Genomic DNA, 9692 nt, shown 5'->3' with positions numbered 1-9692 from the left:
CCCTCACCCGCCGCGGCCTGAGGTCGACGACCGGCCCGGGACGGGGATCGCTACGGGCGGCCCGGGCCCGGGCGTAGGTCACGGCCCGCCAGGGTGCCCTCCGGACTGCTCGGGCCGGCGTACTTGTCTCGCACCTCGGCCTCGAGGCTCGGCCGCGGGTCGAGGTGGGACAGCCCGTTGAAGCACAGGTTGACGATGTGCGCGGCCACCTCCTCCTTGGGCGGGGTACGCACGTCCAGCCACCACTGCGCGGTGCCGGAGACCATGCCCACGAGCGCCTGCGCGTACACGCTCGCGGTGACGGGGTCGAAGCCGCGGTTCACGAACTCCTCCTCGAGGATGTACGTCACGCTCGCCGTCGCGTCGTTGAGCAGGGTCGAATACGATCCACCGGGGGCGATCGACGACTCGCGGACCAGGATGCGGAAGCCGTCGGTGCGTTCCTCGACATACCGCAACAGCGCCATGGCGGCGCGCTCGATGCGCCTCCGCGACCCCTCGCCCTGAAGGGACTCGGTGATCTCCGCACCCAGGTACGCCAGCTCGCGATCGCAGACCACGGCGTAGAGCCCCTCTTTGCCGCCGAAGTGCTCGTAGACCACCGGCTTGGACACCCCCGCCACGGCCGCGATCTCCTCGACGGTGGCGGAATCGTAGCCGTACTCGGCGAAGATCCGGCGACCCACGTCGACCAACTGCTGCCGTCGTTTCGCGGCCGTCATCCTGGTCCTCGGCGCCGGAATGCCCTCGCCCGTCATCATCAACCCCTTCGAGACAGTCCCCCAAGCCTAGTCGGCCGAGCGGGCCCTCCCCGGCGGCCGCCCCCGCCCCGGCGGGACCGGACCGGAACGCACCGGTGCGACCAGGTCTGCGGCAGCGGGCCGCGTGAGGTGTGCCAGACTGTTACCGACCCGGTCAGGGTCGTTCCCCCGTGGTGTAATCGGCAACACTTCTGATTTTGGTTCAGACATTCCAGGTTCGAGTCCTGGCGGGGGAGCCGAGTCAGCGGCCCGGCCCGGGCCACGAGGCAGCGTGGAGTCCCGGGCGTGGAGTCCCGGGCGCGGAGTCCTACCCGGCCGGAGTTCTCGGCCAGCTGTTCGACGTCCTCTGATCGACCAGGCTCGTCAGCGTCGTGGCCAGGAGACCGGTGATCTCCTGCGGGCCCACCTCCAGCACGCCGTCGAGCCATCCACGGACCAGCTCGGACGCCCCCGCCATCACCACGACGGCGATGACGTCAGCCGACGCCTTGTCGAGCGGCTCGCCGAGCTCGGTGGACTGCTCGACCAGCGCGTCCGCCGCCCGATGGACGAATCGCCGACGGGACTCGACCACAGCAGGCGTGTCGGACAGGAGAAACCGTCCCCGACGGACGTCGTTCGCGATCGACTCGACGATGGCCCCCACGGCGGCATGCGCGCGAGCGTAGACGTCGTGCGGGGCTGACACGAGCGCCACCGTCGCCCGCGTCACGAGGTCGGCCGCGATGGTGTCGTAGACGGAGATGATCAGGTCGTCGGTGTCGCGGAAGTGGTCGTAGAAGAAGCGAGGTCCCACTCCGGCCGTCGCCGAGATTCGGCGGACCGTCGCGGCAGAGGGCCCCTCGGTGGCGATCACATCGACGATCGCCTCCTCGAACCGCCGGCGCCGCTGCACCCGGCGCTCCTCGGGTTCCATACCCGCGTACGTGCGCGGGCCCTCACGTGGTGACACGGGTCAAGGATGGCACAGGGCCGGGGAATCGCCCAATTCCGGAATCAGGTGTTTACTAATTGGGTGTGTTCGTGCCATGGTGGTCCGACCACACCCAGGAGGAGATCGATGACGCACGCCCCGTCGACACCACGAACGATTCCGACGCCTCGTCTCCACGACAGGGACGCTCGGGTCGAGACACCCTCGATCCTCCAGCGGGGTGTCCTCCGCGGGATCATGTCGTTGATGGCCGGGGACTCGGTCCGGCCGACCGAGGCCCAGGTGCAGGCGTTCACCAAGCTCATGCACACCTGCGACCCCGTGGCCGACGAGGTGGTTGCCGCCATCCACGGCGGGGGCGGCGCGACACTGCGAGGCCAGGTCGAACAGGCCCTCGAGGAGGGCATCGAGACAGTGACGGATCCGCACCCGGCGGTCGCGGCGTTCATCGCGAGCATCGACGACGTGCCCTACTGGGTGGACTACGACAAGCTGGACCTGGCGGCACAGGCGATCGCGCGCACGCCGACGCACACGCTGACCGCGCTCACCGCCGGGATCGCGTTCCCCGCCAGCTACGTCTCACCCCGCGTGAACGACGTGCTGCTGCGCGGAGGGGAACTGGCCGACCGGACCGCGGCACGGATCACCGAAACCGTCTCGTCGTCGATCGACTGCGCCGCGCCGGGAGGGATGGAGCGGTTCGGCGAGGGGACCAAGAACACCGCCCGGGTCCGCCTGGTCCATGCCTACATCCGCGCCGGTATCGAGCACGGCGGGGACTGGAACCCCGACACCCACGGTAAGCCGGTCAACCAACTGCACTACTGCGTGACGATGGTTCCGATCATCGGTGTGGCGCTGGGGGCGATGGCCGCCGGGCACTGGTACTCCCGACGCGAACGTGACGCGATCATCCATCTGTACCGCTACATCTCGCACTCGATGGGCGTGGTTCCCGAACTGCAGGTGACGTCCATCGACGATCTCCTGCGCCTGACGTGGCTGGCGGCCTGGGCGGAGGTCGATCCGGACGAGTCGTCCACGTCGCTCACCGGGTCGACCCTCGCGGCCGCTCCCCTGCTCTACGGTCGCCGGGTCCGGGACTCACGCATTCCCGGCCTGGACGGACTGCTCTCCCGGGTCCACTCCGACCTGGCGCGCCTGTCACTGGGATCGGAGTACGCGGACGCCGTCGGCATCCCCCGCCTGAGCCCGGCGGTCGCTCTCCTGCCGCTCATCGCCGCCCGCAACCTTGTCGCCGATCGGGCACAGGTGGCCCTGCCCGGTGGACCCGTGCGAGCCGCTCGGCGCGGCCATCGGCGACGCGTGCGCGCGATCGAGGACGTCAAGCGCCGTGTCGAGGCGCGCCGTCACGACCGCACCCCGTCGCCCGCACCGGCCTAGCCTCCACCGGACATGACGAGCGCCAGGACGAGCACCAGGATCGCCGCGATCGCCAGGACGGCGAGCAGGGGCTGACGGCGGTTGCGGGGGGTGCGGACCTCCTCCTCGCCCTGACGGGTGACGGACTGGGGGTCGGGCTCGTTGATCCCGGTCATGTGAACCTCTCCTCTTCGATTCGGGCGTACTCCTCCAGCAGTACCAACCCGTGGTGTCCTTCGTCCCCCTCTGCCCGGAGTCCCTCGCGCATCGAACCCAGCATCTCCCGGCCGTGGGGGAAGGGGGGCAGCAGCGGGACATCCGGATCGGTGACCGCCTCGATCACCGTGGGCCGGTCCGCGGTGAAGGCCTCCTCGAGCGCCGCGTCGAGTTGCCGGCCGTCCTCGACGCGGACGCCCCGCAGGCCCAGGAGCCTGGCGTAGCCGGCCATGTCGAACGCCGGGACGTCCTGTGACGGCGCGAACCGCGGGGCCGACTCGGTCTCCCGCTGCTCCCAGCTCACCTCGGCCAGGTCGCCGTTGCACAGCACCACCACGACCATCGTGGGGTCGGCCCATCCGGGCCACGCCTCGGAGACGGTGATCAACTCGTTGATCCCCAGCATCTGCACGGCTCCGTCACCCGCCAGCACCACGACCGGACGGGCCGGGGCCGTGGCCTTGGCCGCGATCGCGTACGGGATGCCGCACCCCATCGACGCCAGCGTGGACGACAGGTGGGCCGGTACCGACGTGGGCAGGTCCATCTGCCGGACGTAGTGGTACACCGAACTGCCCACGTCCACGGCGAGCCGGGAATCGTGGGGCATGTGACGGCACAGCCGACGGGCCACCAGCTCGGGGTTGAGTCCCCGGGCCGGGACCTCGGCGCGCTCGCGGGAGATCTCCCGCCACTGCCCGACCCACGTCTCCACCTCTCCGCGCCACGTCGACCGATCTCGCTCGCCCACGCGCTCGGTCAGGGCACGTAGCGCGACCGCCGAGTCCCCGACCAGCCCCACCTCGACCGGGTAGCGGTTGGCCAGGTGCGAGGGGTCGAGATCGATCTGTACGGCCCGCGCCTGCCCGGGCCGCGGGTAGAACTCGGTCCAGGGGTCGTTCGATCCGACGATCAGGAGGGTGTCGCAGTTCTGCAGGATGCGGGCGCTCGCCGTGGTCCCCAGGTGGCCCATCGTCCCGCCCACCAGCGGGTGTGACTCGTCGACGTACGGCTTGCCCAGCAGGCTCATCGTCACGCCGGCGTCCAGGCGTTCGGCCAGGGCCATGAGCTCCTGCTGCGCCCCGGCCATGCCGCGCCCGGCCAGGATCGCCACGCGCTCCCCCGCGGTCAGCACCTCGACCGCGCGCGCGAGGTCGTCCTCACGCGGGCAGACCACCCCGTGCGTCCACTCGGGCGCGGTCACCACCACGCCGTGTTCTTGGACCCCTTCCTCCTGACCCTGCTCGCCGGCCAGCTGCGGCGCCGGCGCGGTCTGCACGTCGTGGGGGATGACGACGACGACCGGGGTCCGGTGCGTCAGAGCGGAGCGGAACGCGCGGTCGATCACCATGGGCAGTTGCTCGGCCGACACGACGGTCTGCATGAAGGGGCCGGCGACGTCGGCGAACACACTGCTCAGGTCGATCTCCTGCTGGTAGTCCGAGCCGAGCGCGCTCGTGTGCTGTTGCGCCACCAACGCCACCACCGGGACGCTATCCAGCTTGGCGTCGTACAGGCCGTTGATCAGGTGTGCGGCGCCCGGGCCCTGGGTGGAGGTGACCACCCCCACCCCGCCCGAGTATTTCCCCTCGGCCACCGCCATGAACGCCGCCGACTCCTCGTGCCGCGCCCGCATGAACCTCGGAGCCACGTCAGACCGTTGCAGCGCGCCGAGCAGCGGGTTGTTGCCGTCACCGGCGTACCCGTAGATCCGTTCCACATCCCAGGCGACCAACCGTTCGACGACGAGGTCGGCCACCGTCTTGTCGTGGGTCATATCTGTCCCCTCTCCGCTGGACGGCCAGGTCGGTGGGGCCCACCGTAGGGGCCGCACCGACCGGCCTCCACCGGTTGTCCTCTCAAGGCCCGGCTCCTACCGTCCCCGCCATGGAGACCTCACTGAACGCAATCGCCCTGGTGTGCTCGCTCAAGGCCTCACCCGCCGAGTCGAGCAGCGACCTCATCGCCCGTCAGGTACTCGACGAGTTGGCGTCCCACGGGATCGACGGCGACACCGTGCGGGTGGCCGACTTCGACGTGCGTCCCGGGGTGGAGGACGACATGGGGGACGGCGACCAGTGGCCGCGGATCCTGGACAGGATCAAGACCGCCGACGTGCTGGTGCTCGCGACCCCGACCTGGGTTGGGCACATGTCGAGCATCGCCCAGCGGGTGCTGGAGCGCCTGAACGCCCAGTTGTCGGAGACCGACGAGCAGGGACGGCCCGCGATGTTCGGCAAGGTCGCCGTGACGGCCGTGGTCGGCAACGAGGACGGCGCGCACAAGATCGTGGCCGACACGTTCCAGGGTCTCAACGACATCGGGTTCACGATCCCGGCGCAGGGGTGCACGTACTGGAACCACGAGGCCATGAACCCCAAGGACTACGCGGATCTCGACGAGACCCCGTCCGCGGTGTCCTCGACCATCGCCACGTTGTCCGCCAACGCCGCGCATCTGGCGCGGCTCCTGCGCGCGGAGCGGTACCCGCCGGTCTGAGCAGGTCCCCTGGCCGGTGCGGCTAGGGCAGACCCGGTCCTCCCGTCCGGGGACACCCTTTATCCTTGCCGGGACGAACCGCCACGCCCGCCAGCGCGGAACTCACGCCGCCCGAGGAGACTTGATGACCACACCCGACACCGACCGCTCGCAGGCCGCAGTCATCGTCCTGGCCGCCGGCTCCGGCACCCGGATGAAGAGCTCGACCCCCAAGATGCTGCACCGGGTGTGCGGCCGGACCATGCTCGGCCACGCGCTGCACGCCGCCGCCGGGATCCGGCCGGAGCAGATCATCGTGGTGGTGGGGCACCAGCGTGAGCAGGTCGGGGCCGCGGTGGACGACCTCGCCGTCGACCTGGGGGTGCCGGTGGCGACCGCGGTGCAGGAACAGCAGAACGGGACGGGTGACGCGGTGGCCGCCGGCATGGCGGCGTTGCCCGCGGACTTCTCGGGGACAGTGCTGGTCACCACCTCGGACATCCCGCTGTTGGACGCCGACACCCTGCGCGAGGTGGTGACGCGACACGACCTGCGTCCGCGGGCGGCGGTGACCGTCCTGACCTCCACGGCACCGGACCCCACGGGGTACGGACGGATCGTCCGGAACGACGACGGCGAGGTGTTGCGGATCGTCGAGCACAAGGACGCCTCGGACGAGGAGCGGGCGATCGATGAGGTCAACTCCGGCATCTACGCCTTCGACGCCCGCGTGCTGCGGGAGAAACTGGGCGAACTGAGCACCGACAATTCGCAGGGCGAGTTGTATCTCACCGACGTGATCCAGCTGGCCCGTCAGTCCAACGGGCTCATCCGCGGTCACCGTATCGAGGACGCCGACCTGGTGGCCGGGGTCAACGATCGCGTGCAGCTGGCCGCCCTCTCGGCCGAGATGAACCGCCGCCTGTGCGAGGAGGCCATGCGGGCCGGGGCGACGATCGTCGATCCGAGCAGCACCTGGGTGGACGTGGGGGTGCGCATCGGCCGGGACGTGACCATCCTGCCGGGCACCCACCTCACCGGGTCCACGGACATCGGCGACGGCGCGACCATCGGCCCGGACACCACCCTGCAGGACACCACGGTCGGCGAGGGCGCGACCGTGGTGCGGACCCATGCCGTCAGCGCGAGCGTCGGGGCCGGAGCCGAGGTCGGGCCGTTCGCGTACCTGCGTCCGGAGGCGGAGCTGGGAGAGCGCAGCAAGATCGGCACCTTCGTGGAGGTCAAGAAGTCCTCGATCGGGGCGCACACCAAGGTCCCGCACCTGACCTATGTGGGCGACGCGCAGATCGGCGAGCACACCAATATCGGGGCATCGAGCGTCTTCGTCAATTACGACGGGGTGAACAAGAACCGTACAGTGATCGGCGATCACTGCCGCACCGGTTCGGACACCATGTTCATCGCGCCGGTGACCGTCGGGGACGGGGCCTATTCGGGCGCGGGTACCGTGATCAAGAACGACGTCCCGCCCGGGGCCCTGGCGGTGTCCGGCGGACGACAGCGGAATATCGACGACTGGGTGATCCAGAACCGACCGGATTCCGGTTCGGCCGAGGCCGCCCTACGTACCCGGAACGACTCCTAGAAGGACGGACTCACCGAGTGAGCGAGTGGATCGACAACCAGAAGAACCTGATGTTTTTCGCGGGGCGCGCGCACCCCGAACTCTCGGATCAGGTCGCCGCCGAACTGGGGGTCGAGGTCACCCCTCAGACCGCCCGCGACTTCGCCAACGGGGAGATCTTCGTCCGCTTCGAGCAGTCCGTGCGCGGCTGCGACGCGTTCGTGCTGCAGAGCTGCCCGGCGCCGCTGAACAAGTGGATCATGGAGCAGCTCATCATGATCGACGCCCTCAAGCGGGGTAGCGCCAAGCGGATCACGGCCATCTTGCCGTTCTATCCGTACGCGCGGCAGGACAAGAAGCACCGCGGGCGTGAGCCCATCTCGGCCCGCCTCGTGGCCGACCTGCTCAAGACGGCCGGTGCGGACCGGATCATCACGGTCGACCTGCACACCGACCAGACCCAGGGCTTCTTCGACGGCCCCGTCGACCACATGCACGCCCAGGGCCAGCTGTCGGACTACGTGCGTGAGCACTACGGCACGGACAACATCTGCGTGGTCTCCCCCGACGCCGGCCGCGTCAAGGTGGGCGAGAAGTGGGCCGACGCTCTCGACGGCGCTCCCCTGGCCTTCGTGCACAAGACCCGCGACCCCAACGTTCCCAACCAGGTCAAGTCCAACCGCGTCGTCGGCGACGTCGAGGGGCGCACCTGTGTGTTGATGGACGACATGATCGACACCGGCGGCACCATCGCCGGCGCGGTCAAGGTGCTCAAGGACGCCGGCGCCGGCGACGTCATCATCGCCTGCACGCACGGTGTCTTCTCGGACCCGGCCGCCGAGCGGCTGGCCTCGTGCGGGGCCAAGGAGGTCATCACCACCGACACCCTGCCGATCCCGCCGGAGAAGCGGTTCGACAACCTCACTGTGCTCTCCATCGCCCCGCTGCTCGCCCGCACCATCCACGAGGTCTTCGAGAACGGCTCGGTGACCAGCCTGTTCAACGGGAACGCCTGACGTGTCCGCGGACGCCGCGGGCAGCGCCACGATCTACCACAACCCTCGCTGTTCCAAGTCCCGGCAGGCGCTGGAGTTGCTCCGCGAGCGGGGCGTCGAGCCGACCGTGATCAGGTACCTCGACACCCCACCCACGGTCGACGAGCTCCGGACCCTCATCTCCGACGCCGGGCTGACGGTGCGGCAGGCCGTGCGGGTCAAGGAGGCCGAGTTCACCGAGCTCGGCCTGCTCGAGGCCTCGGACGAGGCGCTGCTCGAGGCGATGGTGGCGCACCCCCGGCTCATCGAGCGGCCCTTCGTCGTCACCGGCAGGGGCACGCGCCTGGCGCGGCCCACCTCCGCGGTCGAGGAGATCCTCTGACGGCGGCGGGGCCCGGTGTGATTTGGGGGCCGGGCCCGGCGCCGCTAGGCTGATCGGGTCATCTCGGCGAGGGAGGGCCCTGAGACGGGCCACTCCGTTATCGACGCGATCATTGTCGGTGTGGTCCCCGGTGGGCCGCCCAGCGCGATCGTCTCGGTCGCCGGGGAGGTCTCCCGCCCGCAGAGCGCACGCGCGCTCCCCACCGACAGAAGGTTCACCATGGCCAAGGAAATCAACAACCTCAAGACCTCCATCCGCACCGAGTTCGGCAAGGGTTCGGCCCGCCGCGCCCGCCGCGCGGGCCAGGTCCCCGCGGTGCTCTACGGTCACCACACCGAGCCGCGTCACCTTCTCCTCGACACGCTCGAGTTCGCCGCGGTCCTCCGTGCCCACGGCACCAACTCTCTGCTCACCCTCGACATCGAGGGCGAGGAGCAGCTCGCGCTGCCCAAGCAGATCGACGTGCACCCGCTGACCCGCATCATCGAGCACACCGACCTCCTCGTCGTGCGCAAGGGCGAGAAGGTGACCGTCGAGATCCCCGTCGCCCTCACGGGAGACGCGGCGCCCGGCACCCTCGTCACGCAGGACGCCGACGTCATCGAGGTGGAGGTCGACGCCACCGAGATCCCCGAGGGCTTCGAGATCTCGGTCGAGGACGCCGAGGCCGGGACCCAGATCACCGCCTCGGAGATCACTCTGCCCTCCGGAGCCACCCTCGTCTCCGACCCCGAGCTGCTGATCGTCAACATCATCGAGGCGCCCTCCGAGTCCGATCTCGAGGCCGAGGAGGAAGAGGCGCCCGAGGGTGAGGCCGCCGAGGACGCCGCCCAGGAGGCCGAGCAGGCGGGCGAGGAGTCCTGACCTCCCGCGGCGAGGCCTGACCTCCCGCGACCCGGCACCGGGCCCGGTTCGACCACCGCGTCGGACCGGGCCCGAGGTCATTCACCCGGGC

Annotated in this window: 10 protein-coding genes and 1 tRNA gene; 7 read left to right on the top strand and 4 right to left on the bottom strand. The window is 70.0% G+C overall.

The features are described 5' to 3' along the window. Positions 1 to 50 precede the first annotated feature (50 nt). Positions 51 to 722 (bottom strand): TetR/AcrR family transcriptional regulator, encoded by a 672-nt coding sequence (locus tag G6019_RS14935; protein ID WP_107756926.1) that lies wholly within the window; start codon positions 720 to 722, stop codon positions 51 to 53. A 203-nt stretch (positions 723 to 925) separates the two neighbouring features. Between G6019_RS14935 and G6019_RS14930 the strand changes: the two genes are divergently transcribed. Further along, positions 926 to 997: transfer RNA gene (locus G6019_RS14930), tRNA-Gln, on the top strand. A gap of 71 nt (positions 998 to 1068) precedes the next feature. Here the strand turns inward: G6019_RS14930 and G6019_RS14925 are convergent. Then, the gene (locus G6019_RS14925) at positions 1069 to 1713 is read right to left on the bottom strand and encodes a TetR/AcrR family transcriptional regulator (protein WP_309230285.1); all 645 of its coding nucleotides are present in this window, start codon (positions 1711 to 1713) and stop codon (positions 1069 to 1071) included. Positions 1714 to 1821: 108 nt separating this feature from the next. Between G6019_RS14925 and G6019_RS14920 the strand changes: the two genes are divergently transcribed. Next, the gene (locus G6019_RS14920) at positions 1822 to 3102 is read left to right on the top strand and encodes an oxygenase MpaB family protein (RefSeq protein ID WP_182612301.1); all 1281 of its coding nucleotides are present in this window, start codon (positions 1822 to 1824) and stop codon (positions 3100 to 3102) included. On the opposite strand, the gene G6019_RS14915 is transcribed toward G6019_RS14920, so the two are convergent. Together G6019_RS14915 and G6019_RS14910 are read right to left on the bottom strand one after the other, a co-directional pair. After that, positions 3099 to 3257 (bottom strand): hypothetical protein, encoded by a 159-nt coding sequence (locus tag G6019_RS14915; RefSeq protein WP_156607217.1) that lies wholly within the window; start codon positions 3255 to 3257, stop codon positions 3099 to 3101. The genes G6019_RS14920 and G6019_RS14915 overlap by 4 nt on opposite strands. Continuing rightward, positions 3254 to 5074, bottom strand: a complete 1821-nt coding sequence (locus tag G6019_RS14910) for a thiamine pyrophosphate-requiring protein (RefSeq protein WP_182612302.1) — start codon at positions 5072 to 5074, stop codon at positions 3254 to 3256. Before G6019_RS14910 ends, G6019_RS14915 begins: the two co-directional genes overlap by 4 nt. A gap of 110 nt (positions 5075 to 5184) precedes the next feature. Here G6019_RS14910 and G6019_RS14905 point away from each other — a divergent pair, with 110 nt between their 5' ends. The 5 genes from G6019_RS14905 (at position 5185) to G6019_RS14885 (ending at position 9601) form a co-directional block, all read left to right on the top strand. Next, entirely contained in the window at positions 5185 to 5796 is a 612-nt protein-coding gene (locus G6019_RS14905; RefSeq protein WP_182612303.1) for a flavodoxin family protein, read from the top strand. Positions 5797 to 5920: 124 nt separating this feature from the next. Further along, positions 5921 to 7381 carry a bifunctional UDP-N-acetylglucosamine diphosphorylase/glucosamine-1-phosphate N-acetyltransferase GlmU gene (gene glmU / locus G6019_RS14900; protein ID WP_182612304.1) on the top strand — a complete coding sequence of 487 codons (1461 nt, stop codon included), beginning with the start codon at positions 5921 to 5923 and terminating at the stop codon, positions 7379 to 7381. A gap of 17 nt (positions 7382 to 7398) precedes the next feature. Then, on the top strand, positions 7399 to 8376 hold the full coding sequence (locus G6019_RS14895) for a ribose-phosphate diphosphokinase (RefSeq protein ID WP_107756934.1): 978 nt from the start codon (positions 7399 to 7401) through the stop codon (positions 8374 to 8376). A 1-nt stretch (position 8377) separates the two neighbouring features. Beyond that, a complete protein-coding gene (gene arsC, locus G6019_RS14890; protein ID WP_107756935.1) occupies positions 8378 to 8737 on the top strand; it encodes an arsenate reductase (glutaredoxin) in 360 nt (119 codons plus the stop codon). A gap of 219 nt (positions 8738 to 8956) precedes the next feature. Then, positions 8957 to 9601 carry a 50S ribosomal protein L25/general stress protein Ctc gene (locus G6019_RS14885; RefSeq protein WP_182612305.1) on the top strand — a complete coding sequence of 215 codons (645 nt, stop codon included), beginning with the start codon at positions 8957 to 8959 and terminating at the stop codon, positions 9599 to 9601. Positions 9602 to 9692 lie beyond the last annotated feature (91 nt).

It is taken from the genome of Dietzia sp. DQ12-76, from assembly GCF_014145045.1.
Classification (GTDB): Bacteria; Actinomycetota; Actinomycetes; order Mycobacteriales; family Mycobacteriaceae; genus Dietzia.
Note: the sequence above shows the minus strand (reverse complement) of the source record. Positions and strands in the feature narration are given on the sequence as shown.

Coding starts and splice junctions, on each gene's coding strand:
- glmU (WP_182612304.1), top strand. CDS start 5,921: ATGACCACACCCGACACCGACCGCTCGCAGGCCGCAGTCATCGTCCTG.
- G6019_RS14910 (WP_182612302.1), bottom strand. CDS start 5,074: ATGACCCACGACAAGACGGTGGCCGACCTCGTCGTCGAACGGTTGGTC.
- G6019_RS14885 (WP_182612305.1), top strand. CDS start 8,957: ATGGCCAAGGAAATCAACAACCTCAAGACCTCCATCCGCACCGAGTTC.
- G6019_RS14905 (WP_182612303.1), top strand. CDS start 5,185: ATGGAGACCTCACTGAACGCAATCGCCCTGGTGTGCTCGCTCAAGGCC.
- G6019_RS14920 (WP_182612301.1), top strand. CDS start 1,822: ATGACGCACGCCCCGTCGACACCACGAACGATTCCGACGCCTCGTCTC.
- G6019_RS14935 (WP_107756926.1), bottom strand. CDS start 722: ATGACGGCCGCGAAACGACGGCAGCAGTTGGTCGACGTGGGTCGCCGG.
- G6019_RS14915 (WP_156607217.1), bottom strand. CDS start 3,257: ATGACCGGGATCAACGAGCCCGACCCCCAGTCCGTCACCCGTCAGGGC.